Source organism: Paenibacillus sp. JNUCC32 (assembly GCF_014863545.1).
In the GTDB taxonomy this organism is placed as follows: Bacteria; Bacillota; Bacilli; order Paenibacillales; family Paenibacillaceae; genus Paenibacillus_AQ; species Paenibacillus_AQ lautus_A.
In genome coordinates this window covers 6,543,385-6,564,423 of sequence record NZ_CP062260.1, presented here as the reverse complement: position 1 = coordinate 6,564,423, position 21,039 = coordinate 6,543,385, and the positions used below count along the sequence as shown (strand labels likewise).

18 protein-coding genes are annotated in these 21,039 nt (G+C 53.6%); 4 read left to right on the top strand and 14 right to left on the bottom strand.

Translation table 11 applies throughout. The features are described 5' to 3' along the window. Positions 1-32 precede the first annotated feature (32 nt). The 4 genes from JNUCC32_RS29015 to xylA all read right to left on the bottom strand — a co-directional run bounded on the left by JNUCC32_RS29015 (position 33) and on the right by xylA (position 6,503). Positions 33-2,384 carry a YcdB/YcdC domain-containing protein gene (locus JNUCC32_RS29015; RefSeq protein WP_192570553.1) on the bottom strand — a complete coding sequence of 784 codons (2,352 nt, stop codon included), beginning with the start codon at positions 2,382-2,384 and terminating at the stop codon, positions 33-35. A gap of 193 nt (positions 2,385-2,577) precedes the next feature. Next, complete coding sequence (locus tag JNUCC32_RS29010; protein ID WP_090913217.1) at positions 2,578-3,201, bottom strand: bifunctional 4-hydroxy-2-oxoglutarate aldolase/2-dehydro-3-deoxy-phosphogluconate aldolase; 624 nt, start codon at positions 3,199-3,201, stop codon at positions 2,578-2,580. A gap of 271 nt (positions 3,202-3,472) precedes the next feature. After that, positions 3,473-4,969, bottom strand: a complete 1,497-nt coding sequence (xylB, locus tag JNUCC32_RS29005; protein ID WP_096776933.1) for a xylulokinase — start codon at positions 4,967-4,969, stop codon at positions 3,473-3,475. A 217-nt stretch (positions 4,970-5,186) separates the two neighbouring features. Continuing rightward, positions 5,187-6,503, bottom strand: coding sequence for a xylose isomerase (gene xylA, locus JNUCC32_RS29000; protein WP_015737501.1), 1,317 nt, complete (start codon positions 6,501-6,503; stop codon positions 5,187-5,189). A gap of 368 nt (positions 6,504-6,871) precedes the next feature. Here xylA and JNUCC32_RS28995 point away from each other — a divergent pair, with 368 nt between their 5' ends. Then, entirely contained in the window at positions 6,872-8,044 is a 1,173-nt protein-coding gene (locus JNUCC32_RS28995; RefSeq protein WP_192570552.1) for an ROK family protein, read from the top strand. A 152-nt stretch (positions 8,045-8,196) separates the two neighbouring features. Further along, the gene (locus JNUCC32_RS28990) at positions 8,197-8,400 is read left to right on the top strand and encodes a hypothetical protein (RefSeq protein WP_192570551.1); all 204 of its coding nucleotides are present in this window, start codon (positions 8,197-8,199) and stop codon (positions 8,398-8,400) included. A 124-nt stretch (positions 8,401-8,524) separates the two neighbouring features. On the opposite strand, the gene JNUCC32_RS28985 is transcribed toward JNUCC32_RS28990, so the two are convergent. The 5 genes from JNUCC32_RS28985 to JNUCC32_RS28965 all read right to left on the bottom strand — a co-directional run bounded on the left by JNUCC32_RS28985 (position 8,525) and on the right by JNUCC32_RS28965 (position 14,863). Further along, a complete protein-coding gene (locus tag JNUCC32_RS28985) occupies positions 8,525-8,761 on the bottom strand; it encodes a glutaredoxin family protein (protein WP_006212730.1) in 237 nt (78 codons plus the stop codon). 66 nt (positions 8,762-8,827) lie between these two features. Continuing rightward, on the bottom strand, positions 8,828-9,769 hold the full coding sequence (gene trxB / locus JNUCC32_RS28980; RefSeq protein ID WP_015737504.1) for a thioredoxin-disulfide reductase: 942 nt from the start codon (positions 9,767-9,769) through the stop codon (positions 8,828-8,830). Between the two features lie 418 nt (positions 9,770-10,187). Continuing rightward, entirely contained in the window at positions 10,188-11,252 is a 1,065-nt protein-coding gene (locus JNUCC32_RS28975) for a leucine-rich repeat domain-containing protein (protein ID WP_192570550.1), read from the bottom strand. Between the two features lie 136 nt (positions 11,253-11,388). Next, positions 11,389-13,413, bottom strand: a complete 2,025-nt coding sequence (locus JNUCC32_RS28970) for a heavy metal translocating P-type ATPase (RefSeq protein ID WP_192570549.1) — start codon at positions 13,411-13,413, stop codon at positions 11,389-11,391. A gap of 340 nt (positions 13,414-13,753) precedes the next feature. After that, positions 13,754-14,863: a PEP-utilizing enzyme, TIM barrel domain protein gene (locus tag JNUCC32_RS28965; protein ID WP_192570548.1), complete on the bottom strand. Its 1,110-nt coding sequence runs from the start codon at positions 14,861-14,863 to the stop codon at positions 13,754-13,756. A gap of 187 nt (positions 14,864-15,050) precedes the next feature. Here JNUCC32_RS28965 and JNUCC32_RS28960 point away from each other — a divergent pair, with 187 nt between their 5' ends. Continuing rightward, positions 15,051-15,665: a nucleotidyltransferase domain-containing protein gene (locus JNUCC32_RS28960; RefSeq protein WP_192570547.1), complete on the top strand. Its 615-nt coding sequence runs from the start codon at positions 15,051-15,053 to the stop codon at positions 15,663-15,665. Between the two features lie 86 nt (positions 15,666-15,751). Here the strand turns inward: JNUCC32_RS28960 and JNUCC32_RS28955 are convergent, their stop codons facing one another. Both JNUCC32_RS28955 and JNUCC32_RS28950 read right to left on the bottom strand, forming a co-directional pair. Beyond that, positions 15,752-17,044 (bottom strand): homocysteine synthase, encoded by a 1,293-nt coding sequence (locus JNUCC32_RS28955; RefSeq protein WP_009594125.1) that lies wholly within the window; start codon positions 17,042-17,044, stop codon positions 15,752-15,754. Between the two features lie 150 nt (positions 17,045-17,194). Beyond that, positions 17,195-18,022, bottom strand: coding sequence for an SDR family NAD(P)-dependent oxidoreductase (locus tag JNUCC32_RS28950; protein WP_096776926.1), 828 nt, complete (start codon positions 18,020-18,022; stop codon positions 17,195-17,197). A gap of 240 nt (positions 18,023-18,262) precedes the next feature. Between JNUCC32_RS28950 and JNUCC32_RS28945 the strand changes: the two genes are divergently transcribed. Next, positions 18,263-18,520 (top strand): DUF3949 domain-containing protein, encoded by a 258-nt coding sequence (locus tag JNUCC32_RS28945; RefSeq protein ID WP_192570546.1) that lies wholly within the window; start codon positions 18,263-18,265, stop codon positions 18,518-18,520. 75 nt (positions 18,521-18,595) lie between these two features. On the opposite strand, the gene JNUCC32_RS28940 is transcribed toward JNUCC32_RS28945, so the two are convergent. Genes JNUCC32_RS28940 through JNUCC32_RS28930 form a run of 3 tightly spaced genes read right to left on the bottom strand, consistent with a single transcriptional unit; the run spans position 18,596 to position 20,958 of the window. After that, a complete protein-coding gene (locus JNUCC32_RS28940; protein ID WP_036663839.1) occupies positions 18,596-19,453 on the bottom strand; it encodes an ATP-binding cassette domain-containing protein in 858 nt (285 codons plus the stop codon). After that, a complete protein-coding gene (locus tag JNUCC32_RS28935; protein WP_015737511.1) occupies positions 19,446-20,288 on the bottom strand; it encodes a hypothetical protein in 843 nt (280 codons plus the stop codon). The genes JNUCC32_RS28940 and JNUCC32_RS28935 overlap by 8 nt, the downstream gene beginning before the upstream one ends. Then, the gene (locus tag JNUCC32_RS28930) at positions 20,269-20,958 is read right to left on the bottom strand and encodes an RNA polymerase sigma factor (RefSeq protein WP_009594062.1); all 690 of its coding nucleotides are present in this window, start codon (positions 20,956-20,958) and stop codon (positions 20,269-20,271) included. Before JNUCC32_RS28930 ends, JNUCC32_RS28935 begins: the two co-directional genes overlap by 20 nt. Between the last annotated feature and the right edge of the window lie 81 nt (positions 20,959-21,039).

Genomic DNA, 21,039 nt, shown 5'->3' with positions numbered 1-21,039 from the left:
TAGTTTTGTCGACCGGGCACGAATATTAAATACTACCAATAAAATGAGGACAAGAAGGAATCGCTTCGCCCCGCCAGCTTCGACATGCGGACCAGAACCTCAGCCGCTTCCGCGCGCGTCACTTCGCGATTAGGCAGGAACTTGCCATCCACCGCCGGAAGAAGTCCCAGCTTGAGCGCGATCAGGGCTGCGCCTTTGTTCGTCACGGCGTCGGCATCGGATATCCCCTGCACATCGGTTGGAAGAATAAAGGCTTTGGACAGCTTCTCGTAATTCAAAATCCGGGTCAGCGAGCTTGCCAGCTCATCCCTGGTCAGCTTACGGTCCAGCTGCAGCGGGCTGTCCGGGTCATACGGAATCCAGTTCTGCCCGATCAGCACTTGGATGGCCTGGTAATACGGATGGTCCGGCTGGAGGCCCGCGTACGGATCCATGGTGGATCTTCCGTACACCTGCTCGTAGGACGGGCTAACCGAAGCCGCTACCAGCTGATACCATTCGCCAAGGGTGATCTGACGATCCGGGTACACCTTGCCGTCCTTGTCCGGAACCAATACCCGATATTTCACCAGCTCCTTCAGAGCCGCTTCGGCTGAATGCCCTGCCGCGTCAGTCACTGGCGGAATATCCTTGCGGTTCATTTCCGGCATGATATCGCGCCATTTTCCGCTCTTGGCATCGAGCGGTACCTGCATGCCGCCTAAAGCCTGCTGTTTATGTGTCGGATAATAAATCAGCTTGATGAAAGGCTTGGTGATTTCATTATTGGCAGACAGGTAACCGCCGTAATAGCCGTATTTCAGCTTCAGGTCGATCTCCTTCAAATACTGCGCTCTTGCCTGCTCCTCGGTAATAGCCGGCTTTACGTCCGTTGGCAGCTTGGAGAGGACGCCTTCCGAATTCACGCTAAAGCCCTGGATTTGCCCGTTGGCCTCAATCGTGAGGTTCAGGGAATCGCCCATGACGCGAATATCGCCGACATAGCGCTGGAATGAAAATTGATAGTTGAGGGTTTTCGTGTCCTTACCCATTTTATCAACCGATGTCAGCTTCCATTCCTCGGAAGCGTTGGGCACCAGCTTGCTTACCGTCTTGAAAGCAAGATCCTGCGCAGCCTGCTGCGAAATCGGGTTCTTCACTTCCGCAGTTTCGGTCCGGTCATAACGATATCGGTTGTACGAGTAGATCTGTCCGGTCTTGGCGTCCACCTCTGCGGATACCATCTCTCCTCCGCCCATGGCGGAGATCGCATGTTCGCCCCATCTGATGTTCCACGTCTTAACCTCTTTGTTGTTCCATCTTGTACCCAGACTCTTGGATTCTGTCTTCAAGCCTGACGGCAGCTTGATCTGCGACTCCACCCATCGGGCTGCCGCATCACCGCCGGCGAATGGACCCGCGATCGGCTTAAAGGTTTCTTCGGTTGCCGGAATCGTGCCGTCCTCAACGGAGACAAGCCCGCTCTCTTCCCCCGTGAAACTGATGAATTTGCCGGTATTGGCATCCATTGAATAACCTGACAGATCATTAGGTATGTAACCTAAAAAATATTCGCCTTTGGCATTGTTATATAAATTTTCCGGCACATAGGCCAAGGTTACTTGGAATTGATCTTCAAACAATTTGCGGATCGAGGCCTCGTTCAATTTCGGCGTGGATGAAGGAAACTCCTCACTGACTTGATTGCGGGAATATTGAATCGTATTGCCCTGTCCATCCAGCGTGATCGTAATGCTGTTCACATCCGATTCAATTCCGTTCACCGATGTCTGGAAATAGAAATCAAACCGGGGCGGACTGAACAAAGCAGCTTGCATACCGAGATACGCTTCATTCTCCTTAAGCTCGCTTGCCTTCACGTCCGACACGTGGGTGCTGATCCATTTCAGCGCCTTCTCCTTGGCTGCTTCCCGGGTTAACGCCGGTTTGTCGCTATCCTGCTTCAACAAAGAGTTAGGGAGATAGATATGAATAAGTTCACCCGTAACCGCATTGACCTGGGCATTGAAGCCGGAGCTTGAGTTCCCTTTGGTCAACACCAATTGCAGATCCCATGTAAGCGCACTTGATCTCATGTCGTCATTCTCCAGGAACTGCACGTTCGACACCTTTACATTCTTGAGTTCAGGAAAAGCCTTCTTCACGATTTCTTCCGCCTGTTTGGACGAAATTTTTGCACCCTTCGGTATTTCGTTATCCGTAACGCTTTCGGAACCGGCTTGACCACTGCTGTCGACGGAAGTTACCGTTTCGGATACAGCGACTCCGCTGCCCGGAACGGAATTATCCCCCCATACCGGCTGCGCCAAACAAAGCATGGCCGTAGCCGTAACCGCACAAACGGTCTTTTTTACCCTTACTTTCTTCTTCCCCGATGGATTCACTTGATTCGCTCCCTTCCATTTCTTGAACCTAACCATGCATTACTTACACACGATGCTATCCTCAACAAGTGCCTGTACACGGCAGCAATGACATAACCAAGCTACCTAAATAATACCATAACTTGTCTATATATTCCTTATGTAGTAAGCTTCCAAAACATAACCTGCGTGGTTAAGGATGAACAAAGTGTAACTATTTCGCCGCTTCCACAAAAGCCGCTGCACGGCGCTGGATCTCGTCCGAATTCCCGGACGCAAGCGCATCCTTCGGAAGCAGTGCGCTCCCTAAACCCACCGCAGCCGCGCCTGCGTTAAAATAATCCGGAAGATTGCCCAGCGTAACTCCGCCCGTGGCAAGCAGCGGAATGTGATTCAGCGGGCCCTGAAGCTCCCGGATAAACGACAAGCCGAGGCTTGCCATAGGAAACAGCTTTACGATCTCCGCCCCGGCGGCGTACGCCGCAACGATCTCCGTTGGTGTCATCGCCCCGGGCCATACGTCGATTCCCTGCTCCAGGGCAAATTCGATGACGGAAAGATCCGTGTTCGGCGAGATCAGGAATTGGGCTCCGGCAGAGACCGCTTCCTTGGCCATCTCCACATCTAGGACGGTACCCGCGCCGACATACACGTCACCGTCATAGCGGGCGCGCCAATCCTGAATCATATGTAAAGCGCCCTTCGTATTCATCGTCACTTCCATAAACCGGATTCCGCCCCGGGCCAACCCTTCCCCCACGAAGCCCGCTTGTTCTTTTGTAATACCGCGCACGATAGCAACGATTTTCTCGCGTTTCAGTTCGGCTGTCAGTTTCATTGACGTCCCCCCATCTCTTTTTTTACACTTTCCGCGCCATCCTTAATCGGATTGGCCGCAGATGTTACACAATGATCACAGGCCATCCAATAAAGGGAACCTGAAAATCGATATCCAAACCGGTTCCCATCGAAGAGGGTCGACCCTCATTCCCCGGCGTAACCTGCTTATGACTTCAACCTGCTTCAAGTATATGCGGTCCGGAGCGTTCACGCAAAAAAAAGCAGGCCGGGAGAAATGTCTTCCCGACCTGCTCTTCAACATCTGCAGGTTATCCGCGGAATTCGGACAGCTCCGCGCCAAGTTCACGCGTGGCTCCGTATACGCTTTGATAGAGTCCAAACAATTTGTCATAGGCCTGAACCGCTTGCGGGTTTGGAGAATACGAGCGTGCCGGCCGCAAAAACGCCTTCGCGCAGTCCTGAAGGCTTGGGAACCAGCCGCAGCCGTAAGCTGCAAGCATCGCCGCGCCCATGGCCGGGCCCTGCTCGCTTTCCAGCTTCACGATTTCCGCGTTGAACACATCCGCCTGCATCTGCAGCCAGGTCTCGTTCTTGGCTCCGCCGCCAATGGAAATCACGCGGTCGATCTGCTTGCCCGATGCCCGTAGGATATCGATGGATTCGCGGAGAGAGAACGTGATCCCCTCGAGTACCGAACGCGCAAAGTGAGGCAGCTTATGCCCGGCGTCCATGCCAATGAAGCTGCCGCGGATGGTGGCGTCCGGATGGGGCGTGCGTTCGCCGACAATATACGGCGTGAACAGCAGCCCGCCGCTGCCTACCGGGATATTCCCGATATCGCTTAACAGCGCGTCAAAGGAAACATCCGGAGCAAAGGTATCCTTGAACCAGGTCAGGCTGTATCCCGCTGCGAGGGTTACCCCCATGATATAATAAGCGTCTTTCTCGCTATGGTTAAAGAAATGGACCTTTCCTTCAAAATCCACCTCACGGCGCTCCTCATAGGACAGCACCACGCCCGATGTACCAATGCTGCACATCGTCTGCCCTTCTTCGAGAATGCCGGCGCCGATAGCGCCGCAGGCGTTGTCCGCCCCGCCGGCAAATACCTTCGTCTCCGGCAGCAGAGCGGCTTGCTCCGCAATCTCGGGGAGCAGCGTGCCGCATTCGTCGAAGGATTCGACCAACGGCGGGCATAAGGTGTGCGGCAGCTGGAAAGCATCCAGAATGTCGGTGCTCCAGGATTTCCCGGCCACGTCCAGCAGCAGCGTGCCGGCTGCATCGGAGTAGTCCATCGCGTATTGTCCGGTCAAGCGGAAACGCACGTAATCCTTAGGCAGCAGGAACAGGGCAGCCCGTTCGAGCACTTCCGGCTCAAACTCCTGAACCCAGAGAATCTTCGGCAGAGTGAAGCCTTCCAGCGCGCGATTGCGTGCAATGCCGAGCAGCTTCTCCTGCAAGGTCTCCTCGATGCGGCGGCATTGCGCCGTTGTCCGGGTGTCGTTCCACAGGATCGCCGGCCGCAGCACGGCGCCCTCTCCGTCTACCAGGACCAAACCATGCATTTGGCCGGAGAAGCTCAATCCCTCAACCTCGGATGGATGTATGTTGTTTCCTTTCATTAATTGTCGTAGCGACAATACCGTTTTGTCCACCCAGTCCTCCGGCCGCTGTTCGCTGTAACCGGGCTTCGGCTGGCTCAGCGGGTATGACTCCGAATGCTCGGCAACCACCGTGCCGCTGCGGTCCACCAGCACGGTCTTCACGGCACTGGTCCCCAAATCAACTCCGATAACGTAACTCATCTATATCCTCCTTCGTCTCCTCATGAACCGAACATGAAAACATCGTTGGCATTCTCCCCTAGACGCATCGTCTGGTCCGGGACATGCCTCCAATGACTGCCGACCATCGATCGCGCCATCGTTTCCGGTTTGAAATAAGTACACCGGCATCCCTGGAGGGAGCCGGTGAAGGTTTTGGATTTCATGGAACAAGCTTAAACAGCCGTACCGTTATGAATTAATTCGCAAGAATGTACTGATTCAGAATCGCCTTCAGCATTTCTTGGCGTCCGGACTCGTTTTTGCGAGGGGACTCGTTGTTCAGCGCGTATTCCGCAAGGGAAGCCAGCGTAGCCTTACCGGATACGACGTCAGCGCCGATGCCTTCATTAAAGCTGCTGTAGCGCTTCGCGATGAAGTCCTCGAATACGCGGTCTTCGATCAGCTTCGCTGCCACTTTCAAGCCTTTTGCGTAAGTATCCATACCAGCGATGTGCGCATGGAACAGATCTTCCGGCTCGAAGGATGGACGGCGAACCTTCGCGTCGAAGTTCACGCCGCCGCGGCCGAGGCCGCCGTTCATCAGCACTTCGTACAGCGTCAATGTAGCGTCATAGATGTTAACCGGGAATTCGTCCGTATCCCATCCGATAAGCATATCGCCTTGGTTCGCGTCGAGGGAACCGAGCATGCCGTTGATGCGTGCTACGCGAAGCTCATGTTCGAAGGTATGACCGGCCAGCGTGGCGTGGTTTGCTTCGAGATTCAATTTAAAATGCTTGTCGAGACCGTATTTCTGCAGGAATGCAATCGTAGTAGCCGCATCGAAGTCATATTGGTGCTTGGTCGGCTCCTTCGGTTTAGGCTCGATCAGGAACTGAGCGTCAAAGCCGATTTCCTTCGCGTAATCCACCGCCATATGGAACAGGCGCGCCAGATTATCCAGTTCAAGGCCCATATCCGTGTTCAGCAGGGTCTCGTAGCCTTCACGGCCTCCCCAGAACACGTAGTTCTCGGCGCCGAGGCGTTTGCCGACTTCGAGGCCCTTCTTGATTTGCGCTGCCGCATGAGCGTATACATCGGCGTTGCACGTAGTGCCCGCACCATGCATGAAACGAGGATTCGTGAACATGTTGGCCGTGTTCCACAGCAATTTTTTGCCGGTGGACTTCATGTGGTCTTCAATCGAGTCCACGATCGTATCGATGTTGCTGTAGAACTCGCGCAGGCTGCTGCCTTCCGGCGCAATGTCCACGTCGTGGAAGCAGAAATACGGAAGGTTCATCTTCTCCATGAATTCAAAGCCTGCCTCAACGCGTGCTTTGGCAAGGTCCATGCCGGAGTAGTTGCCCCAAGGACGAACCGCCGTGTCGGCACCGAACGGATCGGAGCCGCCTGCAGTCAATGTATGCCAGTAAGCCATCGCGAAACGGAGATGCTCTTCCATCGTTTTGCCGGCTACGACTTCTGTCGGATTATAAAATTTAAAAGCATAAGGGTTGGTCGATTTGCTGCCTTCGTACTCGACTTTGCTAATGTTGTTAAAATAGGCCATGAATAAATCCTCCTATACCTTGTTAAGGTGTGGTTAACGCTTACAAGGTTATCCTATCACAGCTCCACCACTTTGTCTATTGGTTAAACAAAGTTATTCCTTTACAAGTTTTTCAAAAGCGATTCCGCCTGCCGTTGTGACGGTTTCGCTCTGCGGCAAAGGACATGTTCCACGTCTAATCCAGGGTACACCCTTCCTCCACATTCGGATGAAGACATCGCCGACCGGACCCGGCTCATTAAAGATTCCGTGACTTAAGCTGCGTTACGGGCTGTTGCATTTTCCCGGCTTTGCCCCTAGACTATGAGCATATCAAGTCTCACAAGCCTAACTGGATTAGGAAAGCAAGACTAAAAGGATGAATACACATGACGAATATTACCGGTGACCAGGCTCTGGTCAAAAAAATAAACACTTCCATCATTCTCGATACGATACGTCAACACGCGCCGGTCTCCCGGGCGAAGGTGTCCAAGCTGACAGGCCTGAACAAGGCTACCGTCTCCAATCTTGTGCAGGAGCTGTGCAGCAACCACCTGGTCCAGGAAATCGGGCCCGGCGAATCCAGCGGCGGCAGGAAGCCGCAGCTGCTGCTGTTTAACGGACAAGCCGGGTATGCCATCGGCGTCGAGCTGCGCGTGAAGCAGATAACCGCCGTGCTTACCGATCTGGAAGGACGGATCCTTGCCGAAGAGGACACGGCGCTTGAAGCGCACGGCGTTGAATCGGTGACGAGGCTGATGGTGGGCATGATCCACGGCCTGATGCGTCAGGCCCCTCCCTCCCCGTACGGCATCATCGGGATCGGCGTGGGCGTCCCGGGAATGGTCGACGGCGACGGCACCGTCCTCTTCGCCCCCAACCTGGGGTGGGACATGGTCCCGCTGCAGGAGCAGCTCGAGCTCGAGCTCGGACTCCCCGTCACCATCGACAATGAAGCGAACGCGGGTGCCCAGGGCGAGCTGCGCTTCGGAGCCGGCCGGGACGCCCGCCATCTCCTCTATATCAGTGCCGGCAGCGGTATCGGCTCCGGCATCATCATCAATGGCGAGCTCTATAAGGGAGCCCGCGGATATGCCGGCGAAAGCGGCCATATGTCCATTGAGGCCGAGGGTCGGGAATGCAGCTGCGGCAACCGCGGCTGCTGGGAGCTGTACGCCTCGGAGAAATCCTATGACGGCAAAGATGCCGTTCTTCCATCCAGGCGGACGTCCGAGCTTGTCCATCATGCCCAGCTCGGCCATGAGGAGACCATCCGGCATTTCGAGGAGCTCGGACGCTATCTGGGCATTGGGATAACCAATCTTGTTAACGGATTCAATCCGCAATCGGTCATCATCGGCGGGCCGCTATCCGACGCCCGGGCTTGGATCGAAGAAACGCTCCAGCAGGTCGTTGCCCAGCGCACGCTTCCTTACCACCGTGAGCGGATGGAGATCCGGTTTGCGGAGCTCGGCAGCCGCTCTACCATGATCGGTGCGGCCTACTCTGCCATTTCGCAATTTCTTGGCCCGGTACGGGTCTCCATGCCGATTCATTAAAATTGACGATATTTTGTCGTAATTAGCGCCCAGCATATTAAGGAAAATCTCGCGATTTTCCGCTATAATTAATCTCGTCCTGTAATTTAAATCACGTTTCTCCTCGCGGAGAAACGTGTGATCGTTATACTAAAGGGAGAGGAAACGCTCAAATGACCTATGTAAGCACTGCGGAAATATCGCCGGAAATGTTTGTGACCGTATTGCTGTTTCTCCTAGTTATCGCACCTTTGTTCAGTCTCGGCATTATGCGTTTTTTTCAAGGCAAGAAAAAAGCCGGCTTCATTCTATTCGGCTCCGGCGTGGCGGCATACGTCGTATTCCAGATCATCATGAGCCTGTTTTTCAGCAAGTGAACATGATCTGTACGAACGTATGGCAGCATGAGCATGGCTCGGCAACAAAAAAAGCTCCTTCCCGAGGCTCGGGAAGGAGCTTTTTATCATAAGCAAGCGATTGGCTTGCCATCTGCTGATGAGATTAAGCTTCCGGATTCAACGCTTTGTTGAACTGGAGCTTGTTCATGCCAAGAATTCGGTGCTCACCGATGATGGTGAGAGGTACAGCGCGAACGCCCATATCCCATACTTGCTGTGCGAATTCGTCGTTCTGCTCGATGTTGCGCTCTTCAAACTCGATGCCTTGATCGGACAAGAAGCCTTTTACTTGTTTGCAGTGCGGGCAGTTGTTCGATGTGTATACAATCACGTTTTCCATGGTCGGTCAGTCTCCTCTACTCATGATTTGGGCTGCTTACAGCCGGTTCGATCTCTATCTATCAGTTTACAACACGACAGCGCTGTGTTCCAAGCTCTCGATGTATTTCTCCGCATCCATAGCCGCCATACAGCCGCTTCCCGCTGCCGTGATCGCTTGTCTGTAACGGGTATCCTGCACGTCGCCGCAAGCAAATACGCCTTGGATATTCGTTTCGGATGTTCCCGGAGTCGTTACGATATAACCGTTCGGGTCGGTCGTAATGCTTCCGCCAAGGAAACCGGTGTTCGGATGGTGGCCGATCGCCACGAACACGCCGCTGACCGCGATCGTCTCTTCTTCGCCGGTCTCATTGTTGAGCACTTTGATGCCTTTTACGCCTGTCTCGTCCGCAATGACTTCCTGCGGCGTGCGGTTCAATGCCCATTCGATCTTCTCGTTGGCACGGGCGCGATCCTGCATGATTTTCGATGCACGAAGCTCCTCCCGACGGTGAACCAGCGTTACTTTGGATGCAAAGCGGGTCAGGAAGTTGGCTTCTTCCAGCGCGGAATCGCCGCCGCCTACAACAACGATCTCTTTCCCTCGGAAGAAGAATCCGTCGCAGGTTGCGCATGTGCTGACGCCGCGTCCCACATTGTCCTGCTCTCCCGGAATGCCGAGATATTTGGCCGTTGCGCCCGTAGAGATAATCAGCGTCTCGGCAACCACCTCGCCCATTCCGTCAACGTCCAGCTTGAACGGACGCTCTCCGAATTCCACGCTGTTCACCCAGCCTGTACGAAATTCCGCGCCAAAACGTTCCGCCTGCTGGCGCATATTGTCCATCAGCTCAGGACCCATGATGCCTTCGGGAAACCCCGGGAAATTTTCAACTTCGGTCGTGGTTGTCAGCTGTCCGCCAGGTTGCGGACCTTCAATGACGAGCGGGCTCAAATTCGCGCGAGCCAGATAAATGGCAGCCGTAAGCCCGGCAGGGCCTGTGCCTATAATAACGGATTTGTACATATCGTTTCCCTCCTATATATGGAACACTTAATTATAATCATTATAAATTAATATTAATTATGGTTATATCGGAGCCGTCTGTCAATATGTCACATCACACCCCAACAGCAAATATTGTTAATCCATTCTTCATAAACCGCTGGGGAATTTACTATTTTGAAAAAATGAATCTCCTGCTCGAAAGAACACCTCGTTGTAAAACGTTTACTTCGAGGTCAGGAGTGCGCTGAGATCAGGTTAGAAGAATTTTGGGTTACGAAAAGACTTCAACCACACGATTAACTGTGCGAAGATGAATGTTTGATGAAGTTCCGAAGCGAAACGCGATACCTGCACAAATCCCCCTGTACTCGCCATGCGAGCTCAGAGGGATTCTTAGCTAGGTCATGATTTTCCAGATGCTCAGATTATTCTCCGATTATTCAATGTAATCATCCCAATGCTGATTTTGAGGACTTGGGTTATACCGGTTATCCGACAGATTAACATACGAAAGTCCCGTCAGTTTCTCTATGAATTCCGGCTCGCTCTGGAGTTGGTTTCGGCTTAGGTCAAGGAATCTCAGATTCTGCAGCTGCCCCATCTCCATGGGAAGTTCCAAAATCCCCGTGTAATTCATACTAAGTTGCTCCAGCAACCTCAATCGTCCGATCTCCGGAGGGACCCTCGTCAACGATACTTCCTCTCTCCGGATCACATAATCTGTAGGTCCATGATAACTCCCGCACGCGATATTCAAGCGTTTTAACTGGGTCAACTCACCGATCTCCGCCGGAATCTCCACCAGATCCTCCGTATATACCGTCAAATCCTCTAATTCCGTAAGACCGAACAGGGCCGCAGGCAGTCTGGTGACGTAACTTTCATGGATCATAAGTTCCTTCAGCTCCTTCAGCGCTCCGATGCTTTCAGGAATCTCCCGGATGCCAAAACCGAAAATTTCAAGCTTGCGCGGTTTGTGAAACAATACATCCTGCCAAAATACTTCAAACTTCTTATGTTCCGGACGGCTTAGAAACAGGCCTGGAACCATGGCCGATATGTTCTCGGCTTCTTCTTGGCCGATCTGAAGCCCGCCCATTCGTTCATGAGCTACATGATGTAAGAGGTCTTGTCCATCATGATCCCAAAAGTTCAAATCCTCCGGCAGATGGGGATGCTGCCATGCAAACAGATCATCCGCCGCATGCTTCAACACAACAGCGGCTTCCTCGCAGCATTTATAAATATAATAAGTGCCCGCTCCGTATTCAATCCCGTTGCCACGCACGGTCTCCTCATCCAATCGCTTCATGATATCGCGCTCGCTAATCTTGCGTTCTTCGATCAGATAAGGCTCAAGCAGCGAAAACACACGCTCGGCTTCCTCCATGAGCTGGAACTCTCCACGTCTTGCTAACACGAATACCGCCGACCGCTCCATCGCATAATCAATCAGCCAGGAATAAGCAGCTCCCCTAGGAGAGTCGTAAAAGAATGCCATATTGCTGATCACCTCTACCTCTCATCTTCCACGATTTCAAGCAGCCTGTTTATTTCGCTGCCCACAGTAAAATCCCCTTCTTCTCCAGCAAGGAAAAGAAGGGGACGCTTTGTCATTGCAGATGATACTCAGTCCATTAACGGCTGCTGCGCAGGAGGCGCAGCCCGTTCAGGATGACCAGAATCGTGCTTCCTTCGTGGCCGATGACCCCGAGCGGCAGCGCTACGCCTTCGATGAAATTGGCTGCAATCAGTGTCAAGATGACGGTAATGGCAAATATCATGTTTTGCTTTATTATGCGTTGAACCTTGCGTGCCACTTTGACGGTACCGGCGATTTCATCGATGTTGTCGTTCATCAGCACCGCATCCGCTACCTCCAGCGCGGTTCCGCTTCCCGAAACGCCCATGCCGATGCCGACGGTTGCCGTGGCCAGCGCCGGCGCATCGTTCACGCCGTCCCCTACCATGACCACATGGCCGTAACGGGCACGCAGGTCCTTAATATGGGTAACCTTATCTTCCGGCAGCAGGTCGGAGAACACCATGTCGACGCCGCTTTGCTTGGCGATGACTTCTGCCGTCGCCTTGCGGTCCCCCGTCAGCATCGCTACCTTGATGCCCAGCTGTTGGAGCCGCTTAACGGCCATGGCCGCCTGAGGACGGACCGCGTCCTGCAGCGCGATCATGCCCACGATGCTGTCCCCTTTCAGGATAACGGATACCGTTTTGCCTTCGGATTCCAGCGTGTTCCGAATGGACAGCCAGTGCTGGCGATTCTCTTGAACGGCGCCCAAGCTTTCATCTTGATCCGAAATCGCACCCGAACGCGGATCTCCGGTCCCTTCCTCCAGTATATCGCTTTTGCCTATTTTCCAGGTGACTCCCGCGACTTCCGCCTGCATGCCCCAGCCAGTGATGGACTGACCGTTCTCTACCTGCTGCAGCGGAGCTCCCTCTTTCTCGGCCGATTGAACAATCGCCAGGGCCAGCGGGTGCTTCGACATCCGTTCGATGGAAGCGCTGATGCCAAGCAGTTCGTGCCGATCCCATCCCTCGCCTGCGATAAAATCCGTAACCACGGGTGAGCCGAGCGTCAAGGTACCGGTCTTATCAAATGCGACAACGGCCGTGCGCGCCATATTCTCGATGTGGGCACCGCCCTTGAACAAGACACCCTTTCGGGCGCGATTGGAAATCGCCGACAGCATCGCTGGCATAATGGAAGACACCAGCGCGCAAGGGGATGCCACAACGAGAAACACCATCGCTTTATAGAAGGTAGTATCCCAATCCCATCCCAGAACGGGAGTGGCCAGAACGATCAGCGCCACGGTCGCAATGACTACGACGCGGGCATAAATCGATTCGAACCGCTTGATGAACCGCTGCGATTCCGGGACCTCGTTCTCCGCTTCTTCCACCAGCCGGACGATCTTGGCGAACAGCGTAGATTCCGCCGATTGGGTAACCTCAATGTACAGGACCCCTTCCCCGTTTAAGGTGCCTGTGAACACTTCATCGCCTACGGACTTATCGACCGGCACGGATTCGCCGGTAATGGAGGCCTGGTTAACGGAGGAGCTGCCGCGATAGATTTTGCCGTCTGCCGGAATCAACTCGCCCGGCTTCACCAGGATGAGATCGCCGATCTCCAGCTTGTTGATGGATACCGACACCATTTCCCCCTTCTCGATGCGAAGGGCCGTCTCCGGCTGCAGCTCCATCAAGGACGAGATGTCCTTGCGGCTTCTTTCCATCGTATAACTCTCAAGCGCTCCGCTGAGGGCAAAGATGAAGATCAGCATCGCGCCTTCGTTCCAGTATCCGATCGCCGCAGCCCCCATAGCGGCAGCGATCATCAGCAGGTTCACATCCAGATCGCGTTCCTTCAGAAGGGTCTCGACGCCTTCTTTGGCTTTCACCCATCCGCCGACGGCGTAGGATATCACGTACAGCACAACGGAGAGCGGCTCAGACCATTGGCTGGTCAGCCAGGCCACCAGCATCAGCAAACCGCTGCCCAGCGCAGCCACTACCTCCGCATTGCTCAGCAGGCTGCGGATATCCCATTTCCCCGGCTGCCTCGGCTCACGCGGATCAGCTCCATTTTCTATTGTCGATATGCGTCCAGTTGTCGTTTGATTTTGTATCCATTGCATAACCAATCACCTTCCTAGTTGAGAATGAAATCCATTATTACTACCCTTAAAATGACACATGCTGCCCCGGCTAGGCCGGAGCAGCATGCTAAATGAGAATGAGAATCATTTTTGAACTTATACAATTTATTTTCCTTCGTACAACTTTATATGTATCATACTCACTTTGCTTTCATTTGTAAACCATATTTTTCACGTCATTTTAATTTCTGAAGAGCACTATCGGAGTTGTTGTCCACACATATGAGGCGGATGAGCATCCAAACGTAAAAAAGGTCCTAGCGATTTCTTCGCAAGGACCTCTCTTATGAACCAAACCGTATAAAGCGCTCTCATTCCCTTAATCGACGATCGTGGAACATCTGCGCCGCATTTCCAATCTTGCACCGGTTATCCGTATGGCCGCAAGTTCCGAAGGATGACAGCATACCTCGTGTATGCCCTGCCGGTACACCATCCGCAAATCCGCAGTGCCCACGCCATTGATCCGGAGCGTCAACTGCGGCTTCGTTCGTCTGATTCGACTGATCATCTCCGAGAACGCCGAGACCTTCTGACCTGCTTCATCCGACGATTCGTAATTCCCTATGCCTTCGCAATCGAATACCAGCACATCGGCCAAACGGGCAATCTCCGCCGCAACCGACGGGCTCATTCCTTCGCCAAGCAGCGCCCCGTAGCGGATTCGGACAAAACGCTTCTGATCCATCAAGGTCTGCTCCGCCACTTCTTCGATAAAATTATGGATCGATATAAACTCATCCGCATGTGCCGGACGCACAGCCAACAGCTCTAAATGGCAGTCTATGCCTTCCGCCCCGCACTGCTCCATCGCCCGGAACAAGGACTCGAGCTGAGCATCCTGCGCCTCGCGCAAATCCATCGTATTGGAAAGCCGGGCATCTTGCAGCAAACTGATCGCGCATCGGGCTCCGGCTGCCGCTTGAAACACCGACACCCAATACGTCACCCATAACATAATGAGTCTCCGTCTCAACAAAGCGCTCTTCTCCGCGCTCCGTGAATTCAGCCATGCCGAATATACCTCCTGCAGCAGGCCATGCTGCAAAGCATCCTCACCGCGTATCAGTCCGATTCCCTGAGCACCCTGCTCGAGATCACGTGTTATGGATTCAGGATCCGCGGATCGGCTCATGACTTTCAGTCTTCGGTTCCTGTCACTCCACCCCAGCAGTCGGGTCAAGGAAGGTCTGTCCGTGCCGTTATGACGAATCCCCGAAACCCTGAGGGCTTCTTCAATGTCGTCGGGCGATGCCAGTAACAGCAATACCTCCTCATGGGTGACTCCTCCTGCCATAGCAAAATGCTTCAGCAGATCCGTCTCGGGAGAAAAATCGTTTGCCGTGATGTCCTCTGCTCCGATAAACTTCTTATCTTCCCATAAACGCTCTCCCAATTCACTGCCTGCTCCCCAATGCCTTTCCGTCATGGTTATCCTTCTACTCCCTTTCACCTTGAATTGGATAAACGCTTCTTTACAGGTTATTATGAAACATTTGGAAATATACAGCGCACGGGATAAACACAGATCGAAAAAATATCCACCCCCGACCATTTCCCAACCATTTATAATGGAGGAACGGACCGAAGCGAGAGAACAAAGAGGAGGAAGAGACATGCGAACCGATTATGACCATTGGGAACCCGTCAGCGTATCGGAGGCTGCCGGGATTTTTGCGGAAATCCCTGTTCATTGGTATATCGCAGGAGGATGGGCGTTAGATTTGCATTTGGGAGAGCAGACCAGAGAACACAGCGATACCGATATCCTGATCCATCGCGAAGAGCAGGCCGATGTTTATGCCGCCTTAACCAAAGAATGGACGCTGTACAAAGCCGATCAAGGAACCTTGTCGTTATGGGAAGAAGGCGAGTATCTGCATTCCGTCGGGGATGTGTGGGTCAGTAAGGATGCCAAAGCTCCATTTGCATTCCAGCTCATGTTGACGGAAACCGAACAGGATTGCTGGGTCTATCACCGACAACCGTCGATCCGAAGACCGCTTCGCGATATCTTGTTGAAGACAGACCAAGGAATCCCCTACCTGAAGCCGGAAATACAACTCCTGTGTAAAGGAGGCAGCAGGAACATCCGCGACAAAGACGAGCGGGATTTCAGGACGGTCCTCCCCACCCTGGACCATGAGGCTATAGAGTGGCTGGCCCAATCGCTCCGCACGGAATTTCCGGAAGGTCATCCCTGGATCGACTACATCGAATCAACGGGGTAACTGCCGTGTGGCATCACAAAAATAGGGCGCCTTCCCCCAAGAGGGAAAGCGCCCTTTGTCTTACCTATCGATATAGCAGGATTGTCTTACTTCTGGCTGGCCGCAATCGCTTGTTCCAGATCGTACAAAATATCGTCGATGGACTCGGTCCCGATCGACAGACGCAGCAGTTCCGGATTGACGCCTGCCGTAAGCTGCTCGTCTTCGGACAGCTGCTGATGCGTCGTGCTGGCCGGATGAATGATAAGCGACTTGGAATCGCCAACATTGGCAAGGTGGGAGAACAGCTTCACGTTCTCGATCACCTTCTGCCCTGCTGCTGCCCCGCCTTTAATGCCGAAGGTCAGAATGGCGCCTTGGCCCTTCGGCAGGTACTTTTGTGCCAGCTCATACGAAGGGTGGCTCGGCAGCCCTGCATAGCTGACCCATTCCACGGCTTCGTGATTCTCCAGATACTTGGCAACCTTCAGCGCATTTTCGCTATGGCGCTCCACCCGGAGATGCAGCGTCTCCAGCCCTTGGAGAAGCAGCCAGGAATTGAACGGGGACAGCGACGCGCCGATATCCCGCAGCAGCTGCACACGCGCTTTGATAATGTAAGCGATCGGGCCTACGGCTTCTGTATACACGACGCCATGATAGCTTGGATCCGGCTGCGTCAATCCCGGGAACTTGTCATTAGCCGTCCAATCGAATTTACCGCTATCGACAATCACCCCGCCGATGGAAGTGCCGTGGCCGCCGATGAATTTGGTCGCGGAATGAACGACGATATCCGCTCCATATTCAATCGGGCGCAGCAGATACGGGCTAGGGAACGTATTGTCGACGATCAGCGGAATGCCGTTCTCATGCGCGATGGCAGCAACGGCTTCCACGTCCAGCACATTCCCCTGAGGGTTGCCGATCGTTTCGGCGAACAGCGCCTTCGTCTTGCCGTTGATCGCTTGGCGGAAATTTTCCGGATCCGTGGAATCCACGAAATGGACCTTGATGCCCAGCTTCGCCAGCGTATTGGAAAATAAATTATAAGTGCCGCCATACAAACTCGAGGAGGAAACGATTTCATCACCTGCACCCGCGATGTTCAGAATGGAGAAGGTGATGGCTGCCTGCCCGGAAGATGTCGCCAGTGCTCCGGCCCCGCCTTCAAGCGCTGCAATCCGTTTCTCGAATACATCCGTGGTCGGGTTCATGATACGCGTATAGATGTTGCCGAATTCTTTAAGCGCAAACAGATTAGCTGCGTGCTCGCTGTCTTTAAACCCGTAGGAAGTGGTCTGGTAAAGAGGGACCGCGCGGGATAATGTGGTCGGGTCAAGCTCCTGACCGGCGTGAACCGCTAGCGTTTCAATGGAAAATTGGCGTTCTTCTGACATGGGTATTTCCTCCCTTTTCTTCATATGGAAAGTATGATCATTTCATAATTTCTCCCATTCTCTCATACTTTCCTTCGTTTGAAAAGAGTGATACCCAACTAATTTCATCGGAATATAATATTTTATTTTGCATGAGGTTTGAAAACCCCTTCATTCCTTCTCCTCTTGATAAACTTTACCCCATCCATATCCGGCTTCCGGGGACGTATCCTCGGGCATGCCCGGCAAGATCAGGCCGCCGTCAATACGAAGGTTAATGCCGGTAATGTAGGAAGCCGCATCCGAGCACAGCCAAGCGATGGCTTCCCCGATGTCCGACGGCGTCCCCATTCGCCCCAGTGGGATTTTGCTGCCAAGCGGCTCTTCCTCCGCCGATTGCTCCGGCTTGTGAACCGTCGCACCCGGAGCGACGCAGTTCACCCGGATGCCATGCGGCGCCCATTCCAGCGCCAGCGATTGCGCCGCGCGGATCAGCGCCGCCTTCATGCCGCCGTAGATGCTGTCCTTCGGATAGGCTCTCTCTCCCCGGGAGGACGTAATGAAAATGACGTTTCCCGGAATTCCTTGGGCGATCATCTCCCGAACCGCATATTTGCTGAGCAGCATCGGCGCCCGGAAATCAAGATGCATCGTCATGTCCAGCGCATCCTCTTCAAGCTCCGTCAACTCGTCGTATAGACCGATACCGGCATTGTTCACCAGCAAATCGATCCGGCCGAATTCCTCCAGCGTCTTTCGTATCGTATTCTCCGCTTCGCTGCGAACGGTTAAATCGCTCTGAATAATAAGCGGCTCCTTGCCATAGGTATGGCCGATGTCCTCCGCTACATCCACGATCCCTTCTTTGCTGGAATTGTAGGTCATCGCCAGCCGGTAGCCTTTTTCAGCCAGCACCTTGGCAATGCCTCGTCCGATTCCCGCGCCAGCGCCCGTTACCAGCGCCACCTTCTCCGTTCCCTGTTTACTTACGGTTCCCATGATTTCTCGCTCCCTTCCGAATTCATCCTTCCATGCCACAGTCGCTTGCCGCCGTTCAACGATGACGCGCACCGTGCCTACCCTTCCTTACCCTGTTCTGAAACGGATGATTGGCTTTCGATAGATAAAGTCGGCATGGCGGGCGTTCAAATGGTACATATTTGAATCCATTCCGATATTTATACGTAGTGTATATTAATATGGCTTTCCATATACGATAAACCAAAGGAGCGTGACCTTATGAGCTCTATGATCTGGATCTTTGCAGGCGTTCTGCTAGCCGTATTCCTGATCATGATTCCCGTACAGTACCGGTATATTGCAGCGTTAAAGGAAGATCCCCGAAGGCAGGGGACCAATCAGGAAACGTATTACAACAATATGTCCTTTCAGGAAGAACAGCTCCACTACAATACGCAAGTCTTGTTTTTGCCTTCCACCATGGTTGCCTCGTGGATTTATAATTGGAGGCATAAGAGCGGAAAACCGACCAAGTAGGCGAATTTAAACGAATGAAAACGCAAAAATCATCGCCCGAATGAAGGCGATGATTTTTCATGATCCAAGCTATACTCACCCGCGTCTGGCTAAGGCGTTCATATGTAGGAAAAAGGTGTCCTCCAGTGTAGGCGCCTTCTCCATGAACTCGGGACCCGGCTGCTTTTTCCCCATCAGCCTGACTCTCATCCGATGCTCCGTCATTTGAAAATGAATCAGCAGCTCCTGCGGTATCCGCTCGAAGTCTTCCAAATCGATCTCGCCTTCCCAGACGCTGGAGGCCACATTCAGCTTCCATTGGGTCGGCGAACCGATAAACCGGAGGCGGCCGCGGTGTATCCAGATCACGGTATCCGCAGCCTCTTCCCATTCGTTCAGCTCGTGGGCCGCAACGATCACCATACGGCCCCGGGCGTATTTGGTCAGATACGTGATGAGAAATTTGCGCTCCTCCGCGTCCATGCCGTTCAAAGGCTCATCCAAGAACAGAAAAGACGGCGAGGCCAACAGCGCTTGTACGACGGCAATGCGCCGCTGCACCCCTTGCGACAAATTCTTGACCTTGCTCTTGCGGAAAGGCTCCAGCCGAAAGTCCGCCATCAGCCTGTCAATAGCCTCCGGGTTAAACACGCCCTTCAATTCGGCCATATAGGTCAGCAGCTTGCCGACCTTCATATCTCCATACAGCTCGATATCCGCCGGAACATACCCGATTTGACTGCGGATCAGCGGCAAATGATCCCCTGCCCTGCGCCCGCTGTACAGGATCTCGCCTGCATCGGGTGCCTGCAGCGTGGTCAGCAGCTCGATCAGGGTTGTTTTTCCGGCGCCGTTCGCCCCCACGATGAGGTTCAGGCCGGATTGAATCTCCGCTTTCTCGATTTCAAGCCGGTACGTGCCTGCCTGCCGTTCCAGTCCTTCCAGCCTAATCATTCGCCAATCTCCAGGCTCCGTTCAGCTTCAAGCTGCGTCCGTAGGAAGAAATCAGCAGAATCAAGCCGATCACAAGCAGGGACATGTCCGTCAGCATCTTGCCGCTCATGGAAACGCCGTGGTCCACGATTTGGCCCTGTATCACGATCCACATGCCGTACACCAACACCGCCGAGATCAGCGAATAGACCATGCCTTTGCGAAACAGCATATACATCGCGGCCCCTCCCGTCACCAGCAGAATGCCCATCCACTCCAGAATAAACGGTCCGAATAAAAAGCGGGAGGATTCTGCTTGGATGGATCGAAGCCCGAGCGCAAGGGTACTGAGCAAGGCCATTCCGACGACGATGCCCGTCACGAGAAGCAGGCGGGTATACAAGACCAGTGCCGGCGGGTAAGGGGTCAGCGTCTCCACTGCCCGCATCCCTTTATCCCAGGTTCGGCTGCTGAACAGCATCGATACGATCAGCAGCAGAGGGGTAATCAATGGAAAAATGCCGCCGGGCAATCCGGCAAATTGATCAAGCGGATATTCCGGATCGATCAGCATGACCAGCATGCAGAATACCGCGCCTGCCGTGAGCAGAATGGATCTTTGATTCAATCGAATCTGGCTCCGAAGGATCTGTTTCAATGAGGGCGGGTCGACCTGCGGATTAAAATCCAGCTTGGGAGACTCGGGCTCAATCCGGAGCTGATTGAACTCCCCCTGAAGGGACGCGATGAGCTGGGCCGTCTCATCCGGCGTCGGCGACGGAAGAGCCGCGCGTCTGAGCGGGCCGCGAAGCTCGTCTTCAAGTCTTCTCAATTCATTATCGAATGGATGATCCATGGAGATACACCTCACTTTCTTTTACTTTGCTCTGCGAATCAGACTCTTCCGACTTGGAGCGGTTCCGTACCTGTTCCTGAGGACTTTTCTCCCGCGTCCTTCGGGACGAATGGACGGGAACCAAATCGGAATGCTCCATGGACAATGTTTTCTTCAGCTTTCTCAAGCCGTTATATAAATGCGTTTTGACCGTACTCAAGGGGAGGTCGACCAGGTCGGCGATTTCCTGCAGCTTCAGGTCATGAAAGAACCGAAGCGATATGACTTCCTGTTGTATATCGGGCAAGGTCTCGAGCGACGCCGCAATTTCGAGGGAAGTTTCCTGTCTTTCCACAAGCTCCTCCGCGCCCGGTTCAGGGTCGTATGCATCCGGCATTTCCTCACCCGCAAGACCTTCGGACCTGTAGGATGCGCTTTTCCAATAATCCTTGCACATATTCAGAGCGACGCGGTACAGCCAGGAGCGAACATGCTCGAGCGTCCCGTGCTGCTTCAGATGCCGGATGAGCCGGATAAAGGTTTCCTGAACGATATCCTGGGCCTTTTGCCTGTCGGCCAGCCTCTGGGTCGTATAACTGAGCAGCGGACCATGGTACCTCGTCACCAGCATTTCAAACGCTTCCTGGTCGCCGGCAGCCATGCGTTCGGACAGCTGCTGATCGGAAATCATGCCTTCCCCCCCTTTCTACATGCATTCTCATCTTCCGTTATAACTATTTCTCAATTATAACCGACCGCGTGCAGGTGCATA

Bases quoted from the DNA above. Each gene is read 5' to 3' on its own strand.
- JNUCC32_RS28975 (WP_192570550.1), bottom strand. From the start codon at position 11,252: ATGGCATTCTTTTACGACTCTCCTAGGGGAGCTGCTTATTCCTGGCTG.
- JNUCC32_RS28950 (WP_096776926.1), bottom strand. From the start codon at position 18,022: ATGGGAACCGTAAGTAAACAGGGAACGGAGAAGGTGGCGCTGGTAACG.
- xylB (WP_096776933.1), bottom strand. From the start codon at position 4,969: ATGAGTTACGTTATCGGAGTTGATTTGGGGACCAGTGCCGTGAAGACC.
- JNUCC32_RS28995 (WP_192570552.1), top strand. From the start codon at position 6,872: ATGACGAATATTACCGGTGACCAGGCTCTGGTCAAAAAAATAAACACT.
- JNUCC32_RS28930 (WP_009594062.1), bottom strand. From the start codon at position 20,958: ATGATTTCCGATCAGCAGCTGTCCGAACGCATGGCTGCCGGCGACCAG.
- xylA (WP_015737501.1), bottom strand. From the start codon at position 6,503: ATGGCCTATTTTAACAACATTAGCAAAGTCGAGTACGAAGGCAGCAAA.
- JNUCC32_RS28970 (WP_192570549.1), bottom strand. From the start codon at position 13,413: ATGCAATGGATACAAAATCAAACGACAACTGGACGCATATCGACAATA.
- JNUCC32_RS28940 (WP_036663839.1), bottom strand. From the start codon at position 19,453: ATGATTAGGCTGGAAGGACTGGAACGGCAGGCAGGCACGTACCGGCTT.
- JNUCC32_RS28965 (WP_192570548.1), bottom strand. From the start codon at position 14,863: ATGACGGAAAGGCATTGGGGAGCAGGCAGTGAATTGGGAGAGCGTTTA.
- JNUCC32_RS28960 (WP_192570547.1), top strand. From the start codon at position 15,051: ATGCGAACCGATTATGACCATTGGGAACCCGTCAGCGTATCGGAGGCT.
- JNUCC32_RS28935 (WP_015737511.1), bottom strand. From the start codon at position 20,288: ATGGATCATCCATTCGATAATGAATTGAGAAGACTTGAAGACGAGCTT.
- JNUCC32_RS28945 (WP_192570546.1), top strand. From the start codon at position 18,263: ATGAGCTCTATGATCTGGATCTTTGCAGGCGTTCTGCTAGCCGTATTC.
- JNUCC32_RS28990 (WP_192570551.1), top strand. From the start codon at position 8,197: ATGACCTATGTAAGCACTGCGGAAATATCGCCGGAAATGTTTGTGACC.
- trxB (WP_015737504.1), bottom strand. From the start codon at position 9,769: ATGTACAAATCCGTTATTATAGGCACAGGCCCTGCCGGGCTTACGGCT.
- JNUCC32_RS28985 (WP_006212730.1), bottom strand. From the start codon at position 8,761: ATGGAAAACGTGATTGTATACACATCGAACAACTGCCCGCACTGCAAA.
- JNUCC32_RS28955 (WP_009594125.1), bottom strand. From the start codon at position 17,044: ATGTCAGAAGAACGCCAATTTTCCATTGAAACGCTAGCGGTTCACGCC.
- JNUCC32_RS29010 (WP_090913217.1), bottom strand. From the start codon at position 3,201: ATGAAACTGACAGCCGAACTGAAACGCGAGAAAATCGTTGCTATCGTG.